Annotated in this window: 22 protein-coding genes and 1 pseudogene; 11 read left to right on the top strand and 12 right to left on the bottom strand. The window is 70.4% G+C overall.

What is annotated here, in order from left to right; translation table 11 throughout:
• Positions 1-130 precede the first annotated feature (130 nt).
• Positions 131-712, top strand: a complete 582-nt coding sequence (locus PV342_RS36295; RefSeq protein ID WP_400806085.1) for a dihydrofolate reductase family protein — start codon at positions 131-133, stop codon at positions 710-712.
• 183 nt (positions 713-895) lie between these two features.
• Here PV342_RS36295 and PV342_RS36290 read toward each other — a convergent pair whose 3' ends face one another.
• Positions 896-1,609: a VWA domain-containing protein gene (locus tag PV342_RS36290; RefSeq protein WP_400806088.1), complete on the bottom strand. Its 714-nt coding sequence runs from the start codon at positions 1,607-1,609 to the stop codon at positions 896-898.
• 260 nt (positions 1,610-1,869) lie between these two features.
• Here PV342_RS36290 and PV342_RS36285 point away from each other — a divergent pair, with 260 nt between their 5' ends.
• Together PV342_RS36285 and PV342_RS36280 are read left to right on the top strand one after the other, a co-directional pair.
• Positions 1,870-3,186 carry a tetratricopeptide repeat protein gene (locus PV342_RS36285; protein ID WP_500320422.1) on the top strand — a complete coding sequence of 439 codons (1,317 nt, stop codon included), beginning with the start codon at positions 1,870-1,872 and terminating at the stop codon, positions 3,184-3,186.
• Positions 3,187-3,399: 213 nt separating this feature from the next.
• Entirely contained in the window at positions 3,400-3,816 is a 417-nt protein-coding gene (locus PV342_RS36280; protein ID WP_500320420.1) for a MerR family transcriptional regulator, read from the top strand.
• Between the two features lie 198 nt (positions 3,817-4,014).
• Here PV342_RS36280 and PV342_RS36275 read toward each other — a convergent pair whose 3' ends face one another.
• The 5 genes from PV342_RS36275 to PV342_RS36255 form a co-directional block, all read right to left on the bottom strand.
• Positions 4,015-4,770, bottom strand: a complete 756-nt coding sequence (locus PV342_RS36275) for an SDR family NAD(P)-dependent oxidoreductase (protein ID WP_400806096.1) — start codon at positions 4,768-4,770, stop codon at positions 4,015-4,017.
• 283 nt (positions 4,771-5,053) lie between these two features.
• Positions 5,054-5,299, bottom strand: coding sequence for a hypothetical protein (locus tag PV342_RS36270; RefSeq protein WP_500320418.1), 246 nt, complete (start codon positions 5,297-5,299; stop codon positions 5,054-5,056).
• An 89-nt stretch (positions 5,300-5,388) separates the two neighbouring features.
• Entirely contained in the window at positions 5,389-6,183 is a 795-nt protein-coding gene (locus PV342_RS36265) for a ferritin-like domain-containing protein (protein WP_500320416.1), read from the bottom strand.
• The gene (locus tag PV342_RS36260) at positions 6,183-8,492 is read right to left on the bottom strand and encodes an HAD-IB family phosphatase (RefSeq protein ID WP_500320427.1); all 2,310 of its coding nucleotides are present in this window, start codon (positions 8,490-8,492) and stop codon (positions 6,183-6,185) included. The genes PV342_RS36265 and PV342_RS36260 overlap by 1 nt, the downstream gene beginning before the upstream one ends.
• Positions 8,492-9,319, bottom strand: coding sequence for a hypothetical protein (locus PV342_RS36255; RefSeq protein WP_392612897.1), 828 nt, complete (start codon positions 9,317-9,319; stop codon positions 8,492-8,494). Before PV342_RS36255 ends, PV342_RS36260 begins: the two co-directional genes overlap by 1 nt.
• Positions 9,320-9,804: 485 nt before the next feature.
• On the opposite strand from PV342_RS36255, the gene PV342_RS36250 reads away from it, so the two are divergent.
• Genes PV342_RS36250 through PV342_RS36240 form a run of 3 tightly spaced genes read left to right on the top strand, consistent with a single transcriptional unit; the run spans position 9,805 to position 13,055 of the window.
• Positions 9,805-10,596: an SDR family NAD(P)-dependent oxidoreductase gene (locus PV342_RS36250; RefSeq protein WP_500320425.1), complete on the top strand. Its 792-nt coding sequence runs from the start codon at positions 9,805-9,807 to the stop codon at positions 10,594-10,596.
• On the top strand, positions 10,545-11,342 hold the full coding sequence (locus tag PV342_RS36245; protein ID WP_500320414.1) for a lysophospholipid acyltransferase family protein: 798 nt from the start codon (positions 10,545-10,547) through the stop codon (positions 11,340-11,342). The genes PV342_RS36250 and PV342_RS36245 overlap by 52 nt, the downstream gene beginning before the upstream one ends.
• A gap of 12 nt (positions 11,343-11,354) precedes the next feature.
• Positions 11,355-13,055, top strand: a complete 1,701-nt coding sequence (locus PV342_RS36240) for an FAD-binding oxidoreductase (protein WP_500320412.1) — start codon at positions 11,355-11,357, stop codon at positions 13,053-13,055.
• Positions 13,056-13,487: 432 nt separating this feature from the next.
• On the opposite strand, the gene PV342_RS36235 is transcribed toward PV342_RS36240, so the two are convergent.
• Positions 13,488-14,225, bottom strand: a complete 738-nt coding sequence (locus PV342_RS36235) for an SDR family NAD(P)-dependent oxidoreductase (RefSeq protein WP_386995647.1) — start codon at positions 14,223-14,225, stop codon at positions 13,488-13,490.
• A gap of 277 nt (positions 14,226-14,502) precedes the next feature.
• Here PV342_RS36235 and PV342_RS36230 point away from each other — a divergent pair, with 277 nt between their 5' ends.
• Positions 14,503-14,874: a nitronate monooxygenase gene (locus PV342_RS36230; RefSeq protein WP_500320410.1), complete on the top strand. Its 372-nt coding sequence runs from the start codon at positions 14,503-14,505 to the stop codon at positions 14,872-14,874.
• A 209-nt stretch (positions 14,875-15,083) separates the two neighbouring features.
• Positions 15,084-16,100 (top strand): helix-turn-helix domain-containing protein, encoded by a 1,017-nt coding sequence (locus PV342_RS36225; protein ID WP_500320409.1) that lies wholly within the window; start codon positions 15,084-15,086, stop codon positions 16,098-16,100.
• Here the strand turns inward: PV342_RS36225 and PV342_RS36220 are convergent.
• Complete coding sequence (locus tag PV342_RS36220) at positions 16,073-16,498, bottom strand: CGNR zinc finger domain-containing protein (protein ID WP_400806110.1); 426 nt, start codon at positions 16,496-16,498, stop codon at positions 16,073-16,075. The genes PV342_RS36225 and PV342_RS36220 overlap by 28 nt on opposite strands.
• A 23-nt stretch (positions 16,499-16,521) precedes the next feature.
• On the opposite strand from PV342_RS36220, the pseudogene PV342_RS36215 reads away from it, so the two are divergent.
• Positions 16,522-17,031 (top strand): annotated as a pseudogene (locus tag PV342_RS36215) (oxidoreductase dimerization domain-containing protein); the annotation flags it as partial.
• A 130-nt stretch (positions 17,032-17,161) separates the two neighbouring features.
• On the opposite strand, the gene PV342_RS36210 reads toward PV342_RS36215, so the two are convergent.
• A complete protein-coding gene (locus PV342_RS36210) occupies positions 17,162-18,166 on the bottom strand; it encodes an ArsR/SmtB family transcription factor (protein ID WP_500320407.1) in 1,005 nt (334 codons plus the stop codon).
• 133 nt (positions 18,167-18,299) lie between these two features.
• Between PV342_RS36210 and PV342_RS36205 the strand changes: the two genes are divergently transcribed.
• The gene (locus PV342_RS36205; protein ID WP_400806113.1) at positions 18,300-19,301 is read left to right on the top strand and encodes an SMP-30/gluconolactonase/LRE family protein; all 1,002 of its coding nucleotides are present in this window, start codon (positions 18,300-18,302) and stop codon (positions 19,299-19,301) included.
• A gap of 36 nt (positions 19,302-19,337) precedes the next feature.
• Here the strand turns inward: PV342_RS36205 and PV342_RS36200 are convergent, their stop codons facing one another.
• On the bottom strand, positions 19,338-19,895 hold the full coding sequence (locus tag PV342_RS36200; RefSeq protein WP_500320405.1) for a zinc-binding dehydrogenase: 558 nt from the start codon (positions 19,893-19,895) through the stop codon (positions 19,338-19,340).
• A gap of 36 nt (positions 19,896-19,931) precedes the next feature.
• A complete protein-coding gene (locus PV342_RS36195) occupies positions 19,932-20,111 on the bottom strand; it encodes an alcohol dehydrogenase catalytic domain-containing protein (RefSeq protein ID WP_400806116.1) in 180 nt (59 codons plus the stop codon).
• On the opposite strand from PV342_RS36195, the gene PV342_RS36190 reads away from it, so the two are divergent.
• Positions 20,110-20,382 (top strand): acyl-CoA-like ligand-binding transcription factor, encoded by a 273-nt coding sequence (locus tag PV342_RS36190; protein WP_400806117.1) that lies wholly within the window; start codon positions 20,110-20,112, stop codon positions 20,380-20,382. The two genes, PV342_RS36195 and PV342_RS36190, sit on opposite strands and share 2 nt — an antisense overlap.
• Before the next feature lie 626 nt (positions 20,383-21,008).
• Here PV342_RS36190 and PV342_RS36185 read toward each other — a convergent pair.
• Positions 21,009-21,173, bottom strand: coding sequence for a hypothetical protein (locus PV342_RS36185; RefSeq protein ID WP_400806120.1), 165 nt, complete (start codon positions 21,171-21,173; stop codon positions 21,009-21,011).
• Between the last annotated feature and the right edge of the window lie 655 nt (positions 21,174-21,828).

Below are 21,828 nucleotides of genomic sequence, written 5' to 3'. Positions count from 1 at the left end.
ACCGACCAACGTCAGGTGAACTGGCAGTTCACCACCCACGACGCACGCACCAAACTCCGCCACCTATACCCCACACATTAGCTGCGACAGTCTACTAGTTTGGGGGCACCCCAAAGCAGAGGAGAGCCCTGTGGGCAAGGTGGTGATGTACAGCTCGGTGTCGGTGGACGGCTTCGTCGCGGACGAGAACGACCAGCCCGGACCGCTGTTCGACTGGCTGTCCAGCGGTGACGTCCCGTTGGACGAGAGCGGCGAGTTGAAGGTGTCGCAGACGTCCTACGATCACACCCGGCCGTACTGGGACGAGATCGGGGTGACAGTCGTCGGCCGCCGCGTCTTCGACATGACGGACGGCTGGGAAGGGAAGCCTCCGGGCGGGATCGACCACGTCGTCGTCGTGACCCACAGAGGCAGGCCCGAGGGCTGGCACCCCGAGGCGCCGTTCCACTTCGTCGACGGCGTCGAGGCAGCCGTGGCCAAGGCGCAAGAACTTGCGGGTGACCGCACGGTCGAGGTCGCCGCGGGCGACGTCGGTGGCCAGGTGCTTGCCGCGGGACTGGTCGACGAGGTGCGTATGGACGTCGTACCCGTGGTGTTCGGGTGCGGCAGGCGCTACTTCGGGTCGGTCGACACGCAGCACATGTTGGAGGATCCTGACGTGGTGATTCAGGGCAACCGGGTGCTTCACCTGCGCTATCAGGTGCGCCGTTGACCGATCCGAGCAGGCTGCCTCGGCTCTCGGGCCGCGACCGGCTGACGCCGATGGCAGCTGTTGATGGGCCTGTTGCCGACCAGCAGGAGCAGCCGTAGCCGCTCCCCCTCAGATCACCACCTCGCCTCGTACGCGCATCAACGTCTCGGACACGACGCACCGATACGGCCGACTGGGCAAGTCCTAGTTCCGCACCCGAGGAAGCGCCTTCCGCCAGCGGACGAAAGGTTTGAGCACGCCACGGAAGAAGAGATAGTCGGGCGTGTCCTGAATCGAGTCCCAACCTCGGTAAAGGTTCACGTTGGAGATGTGCGGCGCTTCGGCCTGAAGCCTGTCCAGGTGATCGAGAACGGAAGACCCTACGCCTGTGTCGCCGACGAACTGCCAGAAGACGTTCTCACCGGACGCCGCTTCGAGTTCATCGGCCAGATAGGGACCCTCCGCATGGAACCCCCATACGAAGAACAACACGAGCGTCGGTCCTTCGTCCGCGCGGAGGCTTCGTGTGATCCCCCTGATCGCCTCAGCCGCATCCTCGGGGCCGAAGAGCTCGTAGGGGGCCGTGTGGTGGGTGAGCCGGTTCCCCCGCGCAGCGTCGTGAGAGAGCAGAGGTTCGCGTGGGAGGACCGCCCAGTCCGCTATCCACCCTGCGGCTTGGGACAACCGGAGCTCGGGGAGACGGTGCGTCTGTGACGTGTACATCCAGGCATCGACCCCTGCCCCCGGTGCCAGGAAGTCGCCCAGAGTGGCGACCCTTCGGGCCATGTCAGCGATGACGCCGGTCTCGAACGGATGACGGTGTGCCCCGGGTAGGGCTAGCACGACGCGTGTTGAATGCCGCTTGGTTCCACTGATCCGGGCGGCTACGGACGCGGAGTAAATCCCTTTACGGGTCACCCGCCCACCCTATTCGACCGCCTGACGGCGAGAACTCGCCTGGTGGAGCAGGGGGCAGACGCGAGTGACGGCAACGGCGAAGTCCCAGCACCCCGTGGCCTGCCGCGGGTGGCGCGGCGTCATGTCGGAGGTGGTTGGCGTGAGTCCTTCGCTGCGGCGCGGTCGATGGAGAGGCACCGACCGGCGGGGGAGCGTCATCTCGGTTGTGCTGGATTCGAAGCCGCCCGTGATGTCGGCGGCGGGCGTTAGGGTCCGTGGCCGTGGACGCCACTGATCATGACTACCGGGCCTGGACGCGGTCCGGCTGCATCCCGCCGGAGCTTGTCTCGCGGCTCCTCGAACGCGGCCATGTCGCCGTCGTGGAGCAGCAGGCGGGACGCGGGGAGTGGAACTGCGCCCTGGCCTGGGCGCGGTTGCTGGGTGAGCGGGGCCGGCAGGCCGAGGCGCTGGAGGTTCTCGCCCCGTACCGGGCAACCGGCTGGTGGACCGCCGTCGTGGCGGTGGCCGATCTGCTGGAGGGCTGGGGTCGCGTCGAGGAGGCCATCGAGATCACCCTGGCCCGTATGAAGGCCGGGCATCCGATGGCGCTGGAGTTCTACACCCGGCTGCTTGCCCGGCACGGGCGCGCCGAGGAAGCGTTCACCCTGTTGCGTCCGTACCTCGGTGAGCGGTCCCTCACCGTCGCTCTGGTCGATGTCGCAGCCGCGGCCGGCCGTGACGAGGAAGCCGCCGAGCTGCTCGTCCCCCTCACCGGGCACCGGTGTTCCGACTTTCCGTGGTGCTGCCGAGGGCTCGACCGCGACACGGTGATCGCGCTGATCGCCACGATCCGCGAGCGTCAGGGCCGCACCGACGAGGCGATCGCTCTGCTGTCCGACGGCGGCACCATGCCTCGCGGCAACCGTGAGCAATGGGCGGCGCTCCTGGCGCTGCAGGGCCGGCTCGGCGATCTGCGGGCGGCTGCGGCGAACGACGAGTCGGGGTGCGTCGTGGACCGGCTCGCGTGGTTGCTCGAGGAGCGCGGCGACGTGGAGGGGGCGATCGCGGCGTACCGGCAGGCCGACCGAACGGTGGCCCACGGAGCCGACTCGGCTTTCCAGCTCGCCCGGCTCTTGGCCCGGCACGGTCGGGGCAAGGAAGCCGTCGACGTGATGCGTGTCCAGGCCGACGGCCGGAACGGGGACGAAGGGGTGCTCCATGTTCTGTCCGAGCTGTGCCTGGAGCAGGGTCACCCCGGGGACGGCCTGGCACACCTCGACATGCTTGCCGCTGCCCGCGGGGGCGAGGTGGAGTGGGAGCTGTACTGGATACGGCTGCCGCTGATCGCCGCCCGTGACGGCGTGGACGAAGCGATCGCACAGGCCCGCTCCCATTCCGAGGGCGCCACCTCGCACGCGGCGCCGCACATCGCTGAGCTGCTGGCCGGCGCCGGACGCGTCGAGGAGGCTGTCGCCGTCCTCGAAGAGCACGCCCATGAGAACAGCCATGACCTGGCCGGCTACCTCATCGACCTCGGCCGCGTCGAGGACGCCCTGGCCGTCCTGCGACAACGGCGCACCCCGGCGACAGGGGATTGACAGGAAGCCGGACCGCGCCCGGCCGACGGGACGACGCCGGCCGCGATCACCCTCACTGAAGACCTGGATGATCGTCCGTACCCCCCTCGCCAGGGCCATGGAAGAAGCCGACCTTTACAGTAGTGTGAAGGTTGAGCGGCCGAAGGCACGATCGCCTTCTGGGCGACGACGAGGCGTACCGTCCGCACGGATGACCGGCAAGGGGAGGGCGATGTGAAGATCGGAGAACTGGCCGCGAAGACCGGTGTCGCACCGCGGTTGCTTCGGTACTACGAAGAGGTCGGCATCCTGACGCCATTCCGGAGCCCCAACGGATACCGCACGTACGGCGAGTCGGCCATCGACCGCGTCCACCAGATCCGCGAACTCCTCGAAGTCGGATTGACGACGGAGATGATCCGCGAGGTCCTGCCCTGTCTCGGGTCCGCCGACGGCGATGCGCACGCCCGGGAGTGCCCGGACGCCAAGGACCTGGACGGTCTGCGACGTCAACTCGGCAGCATCAAACGGCGCATCGACGTGCTGCAGCGCAATCAGCGCGCGATCGAGGCATACCTGCGCTTCCAGGAGGACGCCGAGGCCCCCGTGCCCACGACCGCGGACGGCGTCATGGTCCTGGTCGCGGAGTGACAGCGGCGAGACTCGCGCGGTCGGGCGCTTACCTACCGTGAGGCGCTGTATGGCGGAGGTGCCAGGCTCATGCCGCCGGTGAGGCGAAGGCGGGCTGGAGAACGCCGCAGCGCACGGATTCCCCAGTGGCGGGGCTCCGGTCCCGTCGAGCGCCGTCCTGGCACCGGAGCCCCGCGTGTCATGGGTGATGCTCCCGAATCAGATGCTCAATCCGCCGTCGACGGTCAACCGCGCCCCCGTGATGTAGGCGGCGTCGTCACTGGCGAGGAAGGCGACCGCCTTCGCGATGTCCTCCGTGGTCCCCATGCGTCCCAGGGGTGTCATGGCCACCTGCGGGGCGGCGTTCGGTCCGTCCGCGGGGTTCATGTCCGTGTCGGTCGCCCCGGGCTGCACGACATTGACGGTGATGCCGCGCGGGCCGAAGTCGCGCGCCCACCCGCGGCCGAGCTGGTCGATCGCAGCCTTGCTCGCCGCGTACTCGGCGACGCCGGCGGCGGGAATGCGGTGCGCGACGATGCTTCCCACCAGGATGACGCGCCCGCCGTCGGGCAGGTAGCGCGATGCGGAGTGCGTGGTGACGACGGTCCCCATCACGTTGGTGGCCATCATCTGCTGGACCCCGTCGAGGAGTTCGAGGTCCAACTGGTCGACGGTGCCCATGACGGCGACTCCGGCGGAGTTCACCAGCACATCGATCTGGCCGCCCAGGAACTCGGCAGCGTGTTCGACAGCGGTCGACGCCTCGTGGGGAACGGACTGATCCGCCTGGACGGCGAGTGCCTTCACCCCGAGGTCCAGCAGGTCGGCGACGACCTCTTCCGCCTGCTCGCGCGACTTTCGGTAGGTGATGACGACGTTCGCGCCCCCGCGCGCCAGTTCACGAGCGATCCCCGCACCGATACCTCGCGACCCTCCGGTCACGAGCGCAGTCCGTCCTGTCAGAGCCTTGGACATGGCAATGTCTCCTTGCGCCGTTCAGCTGGCTTTCAGCTACTGACCGAAGCTAAAGATTGACATTAGTGTGAAGGTCAAGCGCGGAGGTCATGACCTACAGCACTCGCGTTTGCGCCCTCTACGGCACGGTCCTGGCCTGACCGGCTGCGGGAGCACCGCTCCGCGGTGCCTGCGATCACGTTCTCGGTGCGCCGCTCGCCGGCGACGACGCTCCTCGGTCGCCATCCCGCGGGTGCCGCGGGCTGCGCCGGCCCTGACCGTGCACTGCGAGGCGGAAAAGGTGTCAGGCCCTGGTCCTTCGGGAGCGCCACAGGGCCGCTGCGATCGAGATGCCGAAGAACAGCGTCGCCCCGTGCCTGGCGAACCCGAAGCCCTCATTGGCGACGGCGAAACAGGCGAAGCCCAATGCGCCGAAGCCGGACCGGACCGCCGCGATCCACGCACGGCGCTGCGCCTCACGGACAGCGATCCCGAGGCATCCCGAGGCGAAGAGGACGAGGACGACCGAACCAGTCCAGTGACCAGGCATCGGCAGATGATGCCACGGCGTGCTGATCATGGCCAGGCCAGGCCAGGCCAGGCCAGGCCAGGCCAGGCCAGGCACGGGGACGGGCGGGCTCAGGCGGCGATCCCGCGTTTGTCCATGGAGTCCTCCACGATGCGCAGCCCGTCGAGCCCCGGCAGCTTCGCGATGTGTGAATCAATGTCGCGGATGAGCCTGCGGCCCTCTGGGCCCGCGAAGAGGTGGGTCATGACGTGCGTGACCTCGCTCTCCGACATCACGCCCGAGCCGACCGGGCCCCAGGCCTTCTCGAGCGCGAACCGGGCCACCTTGCGGGCCTTCTGGCTCGCCGCGAGCCGATCACGCGCCTGCGACGCGTAGAACGCGACGTGCTTCGTCTCCTGCTGCGCGATCCGCTTGAGCAGCGGCACCAGCACCGGGTGGCTCTCCAACGCGGCGAGCCGCTGGTACGCCGCCGTGGCCGACCACTCGTTCGCCGCGCCCCAGGCCATGTGCACCGCGACGAAGTCGGGGCCGATGAGGCGGCTCATCGCCGTCTGCTTCACCGTCCCCAAGCGGTCCTTCCAGCCGAGCTTGAGACGGGTCGCCTTGAGCTCGTCGAAGTCGATGCGGACGCCGTGGCGTTCGAGCACGGCCGCGAGCGCCTCGCCGTGCCAGAACTCCTCGCGGTTCCACATCGTCATGAAGGTGCCCACCGCGGGCTCGTTGTGGGACGGGGTCGTCAGCAGATCACGCATGTAGCACACCGTGTGGTATTCGATGTCGCACATGTAGCGCAGCGTGCGCAGTGTCCCCTCGGGCAGCGGGTCGCGCTCGAACTCGTCGAAGTCGAGGTCGGCCCACTGCACTCCGGTGGAGTTCTTCGCGTACTTGTCTATGTCAAAAGCCATCAGTCGCTCTTCTCGTCGGTGCGCGGCATCGTCGGCCGTGCGGCGAGGACCTCGCCGCGTACACCCGAACCGCCCCTCTTCCAGCGGTGGATGTCCCAGTTCCTCTTGTGTGACGCACGCGTCAGTTCGGCGTCGGGATTGATCGCCGAGGGCTTGCCCAGCAGCGACAGCCACGCCAGGTCGGAGTGGCTGTCGCCGTAGCCGTAGGAGGCCGCGAGGTCGTAGCCGCCCTCCTCGGCGTACCGCCGAAGCCATGCGGCCCTCGCCTCGTCGACGAGCGGCGGCTTCGTCAGGTAGCCGGTGAGCACACCGTCCCTCACGTGCATGGAGCTCCCGACGACCTCGTCGAACAGACCGGCGAGCGGAGCGGCGAGCAGGCCGATGGAGCCCGTGACCAGGACGGTGCGGTGACCTGCCGCACGGTGCTCGCGGATGCGCGCCACAGCGTCCGCGCACGTGTGCCGCAGCATCGTGTCGGCGTAGCCGCGTCCCACGACCTCCTCGAGACGGGCGACGGGCATGCCGCGGTAGCGGCGCAGGAACGCGCGGATGAACTCGCCGCGGTCGCGCCTCTCGGCGCGCAGGTAGCCGGGCAGCGCCACGAGCAGGTCCGCGACCTCCTTCGGCCAGGCCGCCTTGCGGAAGCCCGAGGTACGCACCCAGAGGTACTGCTCGACAAGGTTGGAGTCGAGGACGGTCCGTTCGAGGTCGAAGACGGCGAGCACGTCGGTCCGCCGTGGCAGCTCCGGTTTCGGGCAGGTGCCCGCCGGCCGGGCGGCCGCGGTCTTCCGGCGGCGGTGGGCGGCCGTCAGCTTGCTCAGGGAGGGGAGGTGCACCTTCTGCAGGTACTCCTCCCAGTCGATCCGCCGCACATCGAAGCCGCGGTCCTCCCGCACCCCGGCGGGAAGCGCGTTGTTCAGCGCGCGGGCGTTGCGGTCGTCGAAGATGATCTCGGTCCGCACATAGGCGCGATAGAGGTCGGTGAAGTTGCCGAGGGTGGCGATGCCGGCGCGCAGTCGGGCGTTCTGGGCCGCGAGAGCGCGCTTCCGCTCGTCGTTCGGCAGTATCCGCAGCCCGGCGTCCCACAGGTCGGCCTTCTTCTTGGCGAGCAGAAGACGTCGGTTGAACTTGCGCTCGCCCGCGAACTTCCAGGTCGGTACCTCGACGAAACCGTCGTCCTTGGGCAGCGGGTGGCGCGTGTAGTAGTCGCGTACGTTCTCGTACATGCGGTGGAACGGCAGCGGATTCGACGCGCCCGAGGCGATGTGGAAGTACGCCGGCTCGTCGGCGGGTGCCGGATTGGCGGCCGCGGCAAGGATGGCGTTGACGACGAAGTCGACGGGGATGACATCGAGGATCGAGTCGGGCAGCCCCGGGAAGTCGGGCAACTGGCCGCGGCCGTAGGCGAAGATCAGCGGGTCGGCGACCTTGAAGCCGTCGATCCAGCCGGGGAACGGATGCCGGAGGGCGCTCTCGATGATCGCGGGCCGGACCACCGAGAGCCGGTGTCCGGCCTCGCCCCAGAGGTCTTCGGCGGCGCGTTCCGCGAGTGCCTTCGTCAGTGTGTAGACGTCGGTCCATCCCAGGCTCTGGGCGCGCCTTCGGCCGGCGTCGACGAGGTGGGAGCGTACCCACTCGCGCCGGGCGTTCTCACTCGCGCGGGCCGCCGCGATCGGGCCCTCCTTGCCGTGGTCGCCGCGGGCGCGGGACATGAACCGCTCGAGCCGCGCCGGTTCCCGCGACGTCAGCTCGGTGCGTTCGTGGGCCTGTGTCGCGGAGCGCCACTCGGTGCGCCAGTCGACGTCGTGCTCGAGCTTGCCCTCGGCCACCACACCGCGGCGGAGTCCCCCGACGTAGCAGGTCGACACGTGGACGACGTGCGGGTCCGAACCGGAGGCGAGGAGCGCCTGGTAGAGGCTGACGGCACCGTTGACGTTCGTGTCGAACGCCTCGTGGATGGGAGGGTCGAACGAGACGGTCGACGCCGAGTGGATGACGAGGTCGAGGTCGGAGGGCAGCTCCGGGATGCCGGTCATGCTGCCGTCGAGCACGGTGATCCGCTCACCGGCGACACGGTCTGCCTCCTCGGCCCCCACGGCCTCTCGCCAGGTCCCGAACACCGGCTTGCGCAGGAGCCGCCGGAGCCGGTCCTGCCCGGTCTGTCCGCCCTTCCCGCGCACGAGGAGCGAGATGCGGGTGGCGGGGTGATCGGTGAGGAGCCGCTCCAGCACGGCTTGGCCGACGAAGCCGGTGGCGCCCGTGAGCAGGACGTGCGCGGTGCCGAGTTCGGTCTCGGCGGTGTGCGGCATCACGGAAGGAGCCTCGATTCCACGGTGGACGCGACACCGGGACCGATGCCGGGGAGCGCGGCGACCATCGCGCGGATCCGGCCCGCCTCGGCCCTTCCGCTCGGGTCGCCGAAGACATGGCGTTCGAAGAAGGTGCGCTCGTGCCGGGAGCGGTCGACCGAGCCGAGTGGCCAGGCGGAGTGCCGCAGGGCACGACGGGTGATGCGCCGTGCGCGGACCGAGCGCCCGAGTCGCAGTTCCGCCTCCTCCGCGAGGAAGTGGATGTGGCGCTGTTTGATCTCCACCACGGGTTCGATGATCGACGCCATGGCGGGGGAGACTCCGGCCAGACGCCGGTAGGCCGCCCGCGTGATCCATTCGTCCACGAGGCTCGTCGTCACGTGCCCGGCGACGATCTGCGTACCGGTGATGTTGGCGATGAGGGAACGGCGGATAGGCCCACGGCGCTCGCGGCGCTCCGCCATCACCCGCCGTGCCGGGCCGGCGCTCGAAGGGAGGCCGCGGGCGGCGGGTGAGGCGTCCAGGACTGCGTCGAGGGCGTCGGCGATCCAGAAGCGCTCGAACATCCACGTGGTGAGGAACGCGGTGACCCGGGCGTCCTTGTGCGTCGCCGTCACGAGGAGGTTGCGCACACGGTGCAGCGTCGTACGTTCCATGTCGCGCAGCGCGCGGACGAGGCGGACGGAATCGGTGTCGAGCGGCTCTTCGGCGAGCGACGCGAGATCGAGCCTTCCGCGGTGGCTGCCGTGTGCCGTGCGGGCGAACTCCCGCACGTCGAAACCCGCTTTCCCGGGCGGCGCGGTCGTCGCCTCGTCATTTGAGTTCATGCGCGGGCTTTCTGGAGGCCGGAGTGGGGCAACTTGCTGGTGGCCCCTGAGCGTGCGAAACACCGTCAGTGGCTATGGCGTGTGACCAGGGGACCCGCGCATGTGTGACACATGGCCCGGCTCCGCTCGGGGCGGATGGTGCGGGTGATAGGACGATTCGGGGCGAATTGCCCGACCGTGGAAGGTGGCCCTCTGTCGGCGGCGAGGCCGTTCACAGCGGGACGACCCGGGCGGGCGCGGCGAGCGATGGGGCCGGCCGGTGGGCACCGGGCGGATCCCGAGTCCCCGCGAGCGTGTGCGCAAGCGCGTGTCACACGGTTGATGCGTGCTTGGTCAAACGAACTGAGCCGGGAAACGAAGGATGTGTCAGGCGCGGGCAGTCAGCCATCGGCTGCTGCCGGACTCGACGGCGTGGACCCGCTCGCCACCCCATGGGACAGCTACGAGCGGGGAGCTCGGATGCCAAGAAGATGGCATATGAAACTATGCTGAGCGGTACGGGAGTCGCACTCGTCACCGGTGCGACGTCGGGTATCGGAGCGGCGTTCGCGCGCGCTCTGGCAGACCGCGGCTGGGACCTTGTCCTGGTCGCGCGCGACAGGGAGCGTCTCGGCCGGATGGCGGCCGAGCTCCGATCCCGGGGGCGTGCCGTCGAGGTGCTGCCCGCCGACCTGTCCGATCGCGCCGACGTCGAGCGCGTCGCCGCCCGGGTGGACGACCCCGCCCGTCCGGTGGAGATGCTCGTGAACAGCGCCGGTTTTGGCGTGCACGCATCGATAACCTCGGCCGACACCACCCCGCACGACCGGGCGATCGAGGTCATGGGGCGCGCGGTGCTGGTGCTCGCCGGCGCCGCCGGGCGGGCCATGCGCGAACGCGGACACGGAGCGATCGTCAACGTGTCCAGCACGGCCGGCTTCGTCACGATGGGGAGCTATTCGGCCGTCAAGGCCTTCGTGACCTCGCTCACAGAGGGTCTCGCGAACGAGCTGCACGGAACGGGCGTCACCGTGACGGCGCTCTGCCCGGGCTGGGTCCGCACGGAGTTCCACGCCCGGGCCGGAATCCGGTCGTCGAGCGTTCCGGACTTCCTCTGGCTCGACGCCGATCGACTCGTGGAGAGCAGTCTGCGCGACGTGCGGCGCGGACGGGTCATCTCCATGCCGAGCCTGCGGTACCGGCTGCTCATGTGGTTCACACGCCATCTTCCACGGCACACGGTGCGGTGGATCTCGCGGCGGATCTCGTCCAGCCGCAACGACCGTCGCACGCACTGAACAATCGGTGCGGGCGAGCCCGCACGGGAAGGAAGCGGATGCCCGCGACGACGCGCGACCGTTTCACCTCACGCTTTCACGCCGCGGCGCGCTTCGTCGCACAACGGGGGCTGCTGAAGCCCGTCGTGTGGCGTGTCACCAGCGTCACGGTACTCGGGCGCGAATGCCTGGAAGAGGTCGAGGACGCGTATGTGGTGGTCGCCAACCACACCTCTCACCTCGACACACCACTCATCATGGGCGCGTTGCCCCGCCGGTTGGCGCGTTACCTCGCGGTGGGAGCCGCCGCCGACTACTTCTTCGACGTGTGGCGGCGGCGCGGCCTCACGGCCCTGTTCTTCAACGCCTTCCCGGTCGACCGCACCGGAACGAGCGCCCGCAGAGTGAGCGCCAGGGCTCTGCTGAACCGGGGAGTACCGCTCCTGATCTTTCCCGAGGGCACACGCTCGCGCGACGGATCCCTCGGGGCGTTCAAACCCGGGGCGGCGGCACTCGCCTCGTCCGCCGAGGTGCCCGTGCTCCCCGTCGCGGTCATCGGGGCGTACGCGGCGCATCCCCGCGGATCGAGCTGGCCGAGACCGGGCCGCCTGCCGGTCGGGGTGGTCTTCGGCGAACCGCTCACCACCCTTCCCGGAGAGTCCGTGGACGAGTTCAGCGAACGTATCCGCACGGCGATCGTCAGCCTGGCCGAGGAGAACTCCGACCGGATCCTCGGCACCCATGCCACCTCACGTCGTAACAGCTGAAGGAGACCGTCCGTGAACGAACCCGCTTCCCGTACCGACGCCATGCGCACCGGTGAGGTGAGACACATGAAGTGGTGGGGCTGGGGCGTGGAAGGCGTCGGCTTCCACCACGAGGACAAGCCCGGATTCGCGCCGTTCGTGCACAAGGCCGTCGGTCTTGACCTCCGGGCGGGCCGGCGCACCCGAGAGCCCGACTTCTCACAGTTGGCGGTGCCGGCCTCGGCGGCGCCGGAAGAGTTCGTCGGCGCCCTGACCGGCATCGTCGGGCAGGGGAACGCCGTCGTCGACGACCTGGCCCGGGTCGTCCACACCTACGGCAAGAGCCTGCGCGACCTGGTCCGCCTCCGGGCCGGCGAGATCGCGCGCTGTCCCGACGTGGTCGTCTTCCCGGCGGACGAGGAGGAGGTGCGGAGCGTCGTCGACGCGGCCGTCGAGGCGGACGCGGTGATCATTCCCTTCGGCGGCGGCAGCAACATCGCGGGCAGCCTCGAACCGCACCCCGACGAGTCGCGGGTGGTCGTCTCGCTCGACCTCGGTCGCCTGAGCCGGGTGCTGGAGATCGACACCGACTCCGGTCTGGCGCGTGTCCAGGCCGGGGTGCTGGGCCCTGCTCTCGAGGCCCAACTCAACGGACGCGGCTGGACGATGGGGCACTTCCCCGACTCGTTCACCCACTCCTCGCTCGGCGGATGGATCGCCACCCGCTCGTCCGGCATGCAGTCGGACAAGTACGGCGACATCGCGGACATCGTCAAGGGTCTGCGTGTCGTCCGGGCCGGTGGCGTGCTCGTGATCCGTGCCGTTCCGAGCGCGTCGACCGGGCCGAGCGTGCGGGAGATGGTGGTGGGCTCGGAGGGGCGGCTCGGCGTCGTCACCGAGGCCACGGTGCGGGTGCACCGGCTCCCCGAGAGCCGCGGCATCCACGCCTACTTCTTCAAGAACTTCGACCACGGCCTCGCCGCGATGCAGGAGATCGCCGCGAGCGACGTCTCGCCCTCGGTCACCCGCATCTCGGACGCGCACGAGACCGGCTTCTCGCTGGCGACGAGCAAGGAGTCGAAGGGTGTCGCCAAGAAGGCGCAGGCCGGGCTCATGGCGTACCTCAGGCGGCGCGGCTGGGACCTGGACGAGATCTGCCTCTCCTTCATCGGCTTCGAAGGCGGCACGGCGCACGCGAAGCGCCAGAAGTCGGTCGTCGACCGGATCGTGCGCAGGCACCACGGCATCGGCGTCGGCAAGGGGCCCGGTGCGCTCTACGACCAGAAGAAGTTCGACACGCCGTACATCCGCGACTTCCTGCTCGACCACGGTGCCGCCGGCGATGTGAGCGAGACCGCGGGTCCGTGGTCGAAGCTCCGCGGTATCCACGCGGCGGTTTACGAAGCGGCCGACAGCGCCTACGAGGAGATCGGCCGCACGGGCTGGACGATGTGCCACATGTCGCACTCGTACCACTCGGGCGCCTGCCTGTACTTCACTTTCGCCTTCGTGTTCGGTGACGACCCGCTCGGCGAGTACGACACCGTCAAGCGGGCGATCCAGCAGGCGTTCATCGACGCGGGCGGCACGATCTCGCACCACCACGGCGTGGGCCTGGAGCACGCGCCGTGGCTGGAGGAGGACATCTCGGCGCAGGGCGTCGCGGTCATGTCGGGCCTCTTCGAGGCCGTGGACCCGGGCGGCAACTTCAACCCGCGCAAGATCGTCGTCTGAGCCGGGCCTGCCCGGGCCCGGCGGGAGAGGGCCGACCGAGTACGGCAGAGGTCCTCGCTGTGCCTCGTCAGGGTGTTCCCCCGAGACCGCGTGACGCGAAGCGCCCGCCTCCACTGCGTGGGGCGGGCGCTTCGGGTGAGCCGGGCCCGTGTCGCACCGGGCCGATGGCCACCGTTCGGCACGGGTGATCAGTCCGCACCGGGCGCAGACTGCCCTGTCATGCAGGCTGCGCCTACTGAGACCGGACAGCCGGCCGATGTGTGACAACGAGCTGTGGACGTGGGCGATCTGACGCCTTCGCCATCTCTTGAGGGTCGGGGAGAACCGCCGGTCCGTACGCCTCCCGAGCGTTGACCGCGCCCCACAAGGTCAGGCGTGCCGCCTGCTGATCGCCCGCATCCCCTGCTCCGGCGGGCGCGCGCGGGGTGGCGGTCAGATCGCGGTGGCGCCGGCGTCGGCGGCGACCGTGGCGCCGGTGAGGTACGCGGAACGGGAGTCGTCGGCGAGGAAGACGACGACCTCGGCGATCTCCCGGGGCTGGGCGATCCGGCCGAGCAGGGTGATCTTGCCGAACCCTTCCGCGGCCTCCTGGCCCCACAGGTCGATCACCGACTGGGTGCCGGCCGGCCCAGGGGCCACGGTGTTGACGCGGACGCCGGCCGGGCTGAACTCGGCCGCCCAGGTGCGGGTCAGCGACTCCAGCGCGGCCTTGGTGGCGGAGTAGACGGACATGCCGGGAAGACCGACGCGGGCGCCCATGGTGCTGACGTTCACGATGGCCCCCGAACCACGGGCCACCATCCCGGGGGCCAGGGCCGCCGTGAGGAAGTACGGGGCGCGGATGTTGGTGGCGACCGCCTGGTCGAAGGACTCCGCGTCCTGCTCGGCGGTCGGCAGCATCGGGAAGACCGCGGCGTTGTTGACCAGGATGTCGACCTCTCCCGCCTCCTCCGCGAGCGCGCGCAGAGAGTCCAGGTCCTCGAGGTCGGCAGCGACGAAGCGCGCCCGGCCGCCGGCCTCGGTGATCGTGCGCACCGTCTCGGCCCCCTGGTCGGCGCGGCGACCGGTGACGACGACCTCGGCGCCGGCGCCGGCCAGCAGCAGGGCCGTCTCGCGGCCGATACCTCCGGTCGAGCCGGTCACCAGGGCGATCTTGTCGGCAAGTGCCATGTGGGGTCCTCTCTGGGGCCGTGGTCCGCGGACTTCGGCCGATCCGGCCGGCCGGACACGGGACGACGTCCTGCGAACCGGCGGCAAAGTACTTGTCGTGACAAGCATGTTCGGATTTGATTGCCGCGTCAAGTAGTTGTGAATGGCCGGCCTGTCGGCGCTGACAGGACGTCAGTCTCGGTCGTGGATCGCCCGCAGCCACGGTTCCCTGACGGCGGGTCGAGTGCGGCCCTGCCCCTCGCCGTCAGCGCCGCCGGCGGTCTGGGGGTCGGCCGCGATGCTGGCCCTGGGAGCGGGCACGGCCCAGTTCGGCACGCGGTGCCTCGCCGCTGAGGAGGCCACGGTGCACCCCGACTACAAGGCGGCGCTCGTCGCGGCCGGCGCGGAGGACACCCGTACCGTCGGCCGCGGCCTCATCAGGGCGCCGGAGAACGACTTCACCGCGAGAATGCGCCGGCTCAAGGACTCCGCCGCCGAACTCGACGTCCGACGCAAGGAGTTCCAGGGCGCCACGCCGAAGGACGCCGCCCTGCGCGGCCGGGTTCGCGAAGGCAAGGTGGAGGCCGGCCAGTCTGCGGGCCTGGTCCACGAAGTACCCAGGCCGTGGAGGTCGTGGAGCGCGTCATCGCCGAGTACCGGACCGCGCTGACGCGACTGTCGCTGCCTCTGGACGCCGTGGGGGAGCGGGCCGGGGGCGTGACCGGTGGACGGGGACGTCGGCGAGCGGGCCCCGCCGTCCGGGGCTCTGTACGAAAAGGTGCAAGATACAGTAAAAGTCGCAAAATGGGCCGCCCGGTCGCAGTAGCGTGGAGGTCTGTCCCGGCGTGCAGCCCCGCGCACAGTTCTGGAGGGAGCCGCATGACAGATCGACTCGATGTGGCGTCGCTGGCTCCGGGCGATCGCGCGGACGCGATCCGTCAGTTCTCCTGGTCGCTCAACGGCCGCATCGAGGTGGACCTTCCCCGGAACCCGGATCGCCTGCGCGCCAATGCGACCACCTACGCGGTGGGGGCGGTGAAGGTCTCGAAGATCGGCTGGAACGTGGCCCGCCTGCGCCGTGCCGCCGCCCCGGTGGACGAGGACATGGTGCCGCACGTACTCGTCCACTTCCAGGAAGCGGGAGTCGCCCGGATCCGCCAGGGGGGCAGGCAGGGTGTCACACGGGCGGGAGATCTCGTGGTGCTCGATAACGCGAAGCCCTACGAGGTCCTTTTCCGCGGAGCGATGCATTCGGTCCTCGTGCGCGTTCCCACGCACGTCCTGGGGCTGCGGTCGTCCCTCCTCGACCAGGTCACAGCTGTGCGGCTCAGTTCGGAGCGCCCGGTCGTGGGTGCCGCGGCAGCGCTCTTCGCCCGGCTGGCGCGTGATGAGGCCGGCGACGTCGGAGAGGCTGAGACCGCCCTGTTCGCGCAGCCCTGCGTCGACCTGATCAGGGCATTGGTCAGCCTGGCCGTGGGCCGTGACGATCTCGCCAGAGCGCCTCTGAACAGCACACTTGTGCAGCGCGTCCAGGAATACGTCCGCCTTCACCTGGCGGAACCCGACCTGACTGCGGCGCGTATCGCCGCCGAGCATCACGTTTCCGTACGCCAGCTCTATCTGATCCTGTCCCGGGCGGGCATCACCCTCGCCGACTGGATACGGACGCAGCGCCTGGAAGAGTGCAAGCGGGAACTGGCGTCATCGGCGTATCAGTTCATGACCATCGAGGCGATCGCCCACCGGTGGGGATTCGCCAGCGCGCCCCACTTCAGTCGGGTGTTCAAGGCGGCGTACGGAGTGAGCCCCCGCGACGTGCGGTGGAAGACGTTCGGTGGGGAGAGCGGAATCGCACCGGCGGCGGTGCCTCACCGCAAGGGAACTCCGGAAGTGTGATGGCGCCGGTAATGGCGGGCGACACGCGCGCGGTTGCCGCACACGGGGGAGCACCACTCCCGGCGTGCGTGGCTGTCGGAGAAGAAGAGAAGGCAGTTGGGTGCCAGGCAGGGACGCAGGTGATCGCGGTCCGGCCCGGTGAGGAGTTCGACGGCCTGGCGCGCGATGACCTGTACGGCAAGTTGGGCCTCGCCCCTGTCACCGCGATACACGCGTGAGATCGGCCCGTCGGCGGGCCACCGCAGTTCCGGCCAGACCCGGGCGAGAGCGTTCAGCGTGCTGATCGCCTTTTGACGGTCCGGCTTCGGCACAGAGGCCGGCGAAGAACGCGGATCTCCGGTTGTCTCCGATGCGAGCCGTCGCAACGCGTCGCGCAATGCTCGCAGCGATCGGGCCACCGTGCGTATTCCCTCCGCGTCGACTCGGCGACGTCAACCACCGCGCCCTCCTGACCCACCAGGGCAAGTACCAGGGGCGCACCGCAGGCGATGCCATCGGCGCGCGTGCCGCCGGCCGTCCCCTGGACGACGCCCCCTGGGGCGACCACGCCACCACGGCCGACCAGCACGCCGTACCGCAGGTCTTCTTCACCGACCCCGAAGCCGGCGCGGTGGGTCTGTCCGCCGCGCGGGCAGAGGAGGCCGGTCTCCACGTCAAGGTCGTCGACCTCGACTTCACCGCCGCCCAGGGCGCCAACCTCTACGCCGACGGCTACCGCGGTCACGCCCGGATGGTCGTCGACACCGACCGGGAGATCCTCCTCGGGGTGACTTTCGTCGGCCACGGCATCAGCGAACTGCTGCACTCCGCCATCGTCGCCGTCGCAGGCGAGATCCCTCTCAAGCGCCTCCGGCACGCCGTCGCCTGCTTCCCGACGGTCAGCGAGATCTGGACCTACCTCCTTGCCGCCTACCGCCGCGACAGTGACTGAGCGCCCTCGTCCCCACGGCAGCGCAGTCAAAGGGCCGCAAGCGGTTCATCGTCACGGACGCCCTCGGCCTCCTCTTGGCAGCCAGGGTCCAGGGCCACGCCGAGGTGCCGTGCCCCCCGCGGCGCCGACGCTACGCCGTGGGCGGTTCACCTGACAGCAGGGCCGCGCCGAGCGGGGTGAGGGTGTGCAGGACGGCGGTGCCGATCCGGGTCGTGCGTACCAGTCCGGCGTTCCGCAGCACCCCGGCGTGCTGGCTGGCCGCCGCGAGGGAGACCTGGACCCGGCCGGCGAGCGCGGTGGTCGTGGCCGGCTCGCGCAGGGACCGGAGCACCGCCGCCCGGGTACGTCCCAGCAGCGGCCCGAGGGCCGCCCCCGGCGGGGCGGCAGGCGTGCCCGCCCGCTCCGGCACATGCATCGGGTAGGCGAGCACCGTCGGTTCGTCGACCTGGTAGCGGATCATCGGTCCCATGGCGAACCAGGACGGCATGAGCAGCAGCCCGCGACCGCACAGCGGGACGTCGTAGTCGTAGCGGGACGGCAAGTGCAGGACCGGGGGATCCCAGCGCCAGGTGGGGGCGAGCGTGGTCAGCAGAGCGTCGACGCCCCCGCGCAGCAGCATTTCCGCGCGCAGGGCCCGGTCCGCCGCGCCGTCGGTGCGGACCTGGGGCCACAGCGGGGCGATCGACGAGGCGAAGTAGGCGCTCAGGTCGGCTGCCAGCACCCGTCGCGCGGCGGGTGACCCGGCGGCGAGCTCCAGCATCCAGCGGCTCGGCGGCTCCCCAGCGCCACCGGTCCCGCCGGGGCCGGGCAGGACACGTAGGTCGGCGGCGAGACGGTCGGCGGGCGTACGCCGGGCCAGGTCGATGGCGGTCGCGAGGTCTCCGGCGGCGGGCTGGAGCAGGAAGTCGGGCAGGTAGCCGTCGCGGGGCACCAGGTCGAGCAGGACACCCGCGCGGTCGGCCAGGCCGTCGTTCCACCGCCGCCGCCACTGCCCGGCGGCGGGGTGGGAGCGGCCCGTCCCCGCGGTCGGCGCGCGCAGGCCGCGCACACTGAGGACCGCCTCCCACAGGGCGTTGGGCGCCGGGGCGAGCGTGATCCGGCGCAGATCGTCGGTGTCGAAGTGTAAGCGGATCACGACGACCGATTATCGGCCCGGAGGAGCCTTTCGCCCAGACGTGAAAGGCGATGCGGCCGCTCCCGGGGCCCGGCAGGCTCTCCGGCGTCCTCGCGTCGCGGGGACGCCCGCCACGTACCCCGGAGGTTTGACGATGCCCCGCACCAACCGACTCCCGCGGCTCGGCGCCGCCGTCCTGCTGGCCGGCCTGGCGGCGATGCCCGCCCAGGCCGGCCCGGCCGCCGCGCGCGAACTGCCGCACACCTACGTCGTCTCCCGGGCGCCCGGTGTGCTGCCGGAGGGAATCGCGATCGACCGCGACGGCACGATGTACGTGTCCTCCGACGGCACCGGCGCGCTGTACCGGGGCGACGTCCGCGACACCCGCCTGCGGCCCTTCCACGCGGAGGGCCTGGCGGACCGCACGAGCACACTGGGCGTGCACACCGACGGCCGGGGACGGGTGTACTCGGTCGGGGGCGCGGAACTGACCGTCCACGACCGAGGCGGCCGGCTGCTGGCCAGGCGCACGGCGCAGGGCGGGCCGCTCGGCGCGTCCGACCTGAACGACCTCGTGATCACCGGCGACGCCGTGTACGTCACGGACTGGGCCAACCCCGTGGTGTACCGCGCCGACATCCGCCACGGGCGGCTGGGCCCGCTGGAGCCGTGGCTGGACGTTCGCTCCGCCTTCCCGCAGTTCCCCGCGCAGTACTGGCTGCTCAACGGCATCGTGGCGGACCGGTCGGGCCGTACGCTGCTGGTGGCGTCCAACGGGACCGAGGCGGTGTGGCGGGTGGACGTCGCCACCCGGGAAGTCGGCCAAGTGGACTTGGGCGGCGCGTCCTTCGGGGCCGACGGGATGCTGCTGCGCGGCCGGACGCTGTACGCGGTGCTCAACTACGGCGCACCGAACGGCGTCTACGTCGCCGAGCTCGACCCGGACCTGCGCTCCGGCACGGTGACGCACCGCGTCACCGGCGAGCCTTTCGACCTGCCCACGACGCTGGCCCGCCACGGCTGCCGGCTCTATGTCGTCAACAGCCAGAACGACGAGCCGCCGGGCCGGCCCCCGTACACCGTGAGCGCGATCGACGACCCGGTGTGCGCCGACCGGCCTGACCCTCGACGAACCCACGTCACCTTGAGGAGCTGAGGTCAGTAAAGCCCGCGAGCCGCGGCTCGGGCGGCGCTACAGCAGGGAGATGACGAGCTTGCCACCCTTGGGCGTGCCGTGCTGCTCGAGCTCGGTGAGGGCAGGGATCGCCTGCTCGAGCGGTACGGTGCGGGCGATCGGCAGACGCAGCTTGCCGTCGGCGGCGATTGCGACAAGCTCCTCCATGTCCTGCCGCACGGGCTTGGCGATCACCACGTTGTACGGCCCGGGCAGCACGCTCCTGACGAACTTGGCCGGGGCCGGGTGGATGTCGACGACCCGCCCGCCCGGCTTGAGCATGGTGCGCATCGCCGTGACAGAGAGCGCGTTGGCGGCGTCGAGGACGATGTCGTACCGCCCCCTTAGCGACGCCGGGTCGAAGTCGAAGCCGACGACAGGGTCGATGCCCAGGGCGCGCGCCTCCTCAGCGGAGGTGGCCCGGCAGCTGCCGGCCACAGTGGCGCCGCGTGCCAGCGCGATCATGCTCGCTGAGCGACCCACCCCGCCCAGGCAGCCGGTGACGAAGACTGCACCGCCAGGCTTGAGCCTGCCCTGGCGTACGATCGCCTGGAAGGCAGTGAGGCCGGGCGTCACGATCGCGGCCGCCTCCTCGAAGGAGAGGTTCGCCGGCTACCTGACCACTGTCTTGAGGTCAGTGACGACCAGGTCGCCGAACGCGCCCGAGGACTTTAGGGGCGCGCCGCCGAGCACCTCGTCGCCGACGCGGAACGTGGTGACGCCCGGACCGGCGGCCTCCACGACACCAGCGAAGTCGGTGCCGAGCGCACGCGGGAATTTCTTGCCGGTCATGGACCTGAGACGGCCGCTGCGTGACAGCCCCGAGCTGACCGAGCGCGAGCTGGTCAAGTACAACGGCTTCGCGGTAGCGTTCGCGGACGGCCTCGGGCGGCGCGGGGTCGAAGCGGACACTGGCATCCTGGCCGCGCAGGCTGGTCTCGCGGTCTTCCGCACCGCCTACCGCCGTTGGCTCGACGAAGCCGACCACCAGGACATCGCGGCGTTGGTGCGCGCGGCGCTGGCCGGGCTCCGGGCGCTGGTCACGGCGGTATCCGCGTCGTAGCGCCGCGGGCACAGCGTCCTCTGGCTGTGAGCTTGCAGCGGCGGAGTTCGGCGGCCTCGGCCGGGCACCGTTCGGCCAAGGCGTCGGCGATGTCCCGGTCCAGCGCGGGCCGAGCCGGAGACAGCTTCGCGCACGTGGGTCTGAAGGTCGGTCGCCAGGGCCGCGCAGGCCCGAACGCCCGCATGCGCGTCGGCCGGCCAGGGGCGCGTATCGCCGTTGAGGTGGCCGATGGCGATCACGATCGTCGCCAGGTCGTGCGGGGAATCGGCGGCCCGGGCCATCGACGTCAACTGGTTCACCAGCCGCAGGCGTTGACCGGAGGCTGCCGGATGCCGAGCCAGTGACCCGACAGCCGCGGCGGCGCACGTCCTGCGCCTGGCGCGTTCCGACGCGAGGTGCGGCAGTGCTCGCCGCAGGAGCACGGGAACCAGGTCGAAGCAGGCAAGCGCCGCCCGATCGAGGACGAGTTCACCCGGCCCCGTGCCGTCCCGCCACATCCGGGCCCTGCCGTCGCCGTCGGTCGACACGTACGCGGCGCTCCAGGCCCGCAGCTCCGGTGCGCGGTCCCTGACCCGAGCACGGATCTCCGCAGCGCGGTCCCCGAGGTCGGCGGCGACGCCGACCTCCTACAAATAGGCGAGCATGGCATCGGGCAGCGAGGGATCGTCCGGCCCCAGCAGCGGATTGTCCAAAAGTTCGGCGACGAGCAGCGCGGTGGGCGCCGTCGCAGGCCAGGCTTTACCTTGGCGCCGAAGCGTCGCCGACCACAGGTGCGAGTACCCGGCGACCAAGGAAGGCCTTCGCATCGTCGCCGAGGAGAGCAGCCGGATGCAGCAACGTGTCGCCGGCGGGGCCCGAGGCGTGGCAGAGGCCGGACCAATCCACCTCATGGCTACGGTCATTCACAACGGGGATGGTGCCACGACACGTCGGCGGGCTCACATCGCCCTGACTCACTCCGGAACGGCGCTCCGACGTGTCACTTCTTGTCGCGCAACAGCCTGGCTATCATCACCAGCGCGACCATCATCACGATGACGGTGACGAGGACCCCCAGGGGGGATCCGTCGGGCCATCCTGTGTACGCCATCTCTATTCGATCTCGCATGTTCGCCTCGCAGCGTGGTTGCGGAGGGGAGCCGGGGACGGTCTCGGCCTCCGAGTGGACCCAGGGGATGAAGGGTTGCTCCAACTGAGCGCCTACCCGTGAACTCCCCAGGCAGGCGCGTCCGCTGTGGTGACGGCTTCCCTTTCACACCCGCGGAAGGCGGCGGACGGCGTCCCCTCTCGTGGTGCGGGCGATCATTCGTCGGTTCGGTTCCGGGAGTTGCGAGCGCGCCGCGGTAGATCTGCTCCACGAGGCGGCAGGCGCAACCGCACTCCCCGACGGACGCGCTCGGGATCAACGCATCGCCCGCGGTACGAGCACCCCTGGGCCGGTCCGCC

It is taken from the genome of Streptomyces sp. PA03-3a, from assembly GCF_033792735.1.
Taxonomy (GTDB): Bacteria; Actinomycetota; Actinomycetes; order Streptomycetales; family Streptomycetaceae; genus Actinacidiphila.
The sequence above is the reverse complement of the archived record's forward strand: the minus strand, read 5'-3'. Positions and strand labels throughout refer to the sequence as shown.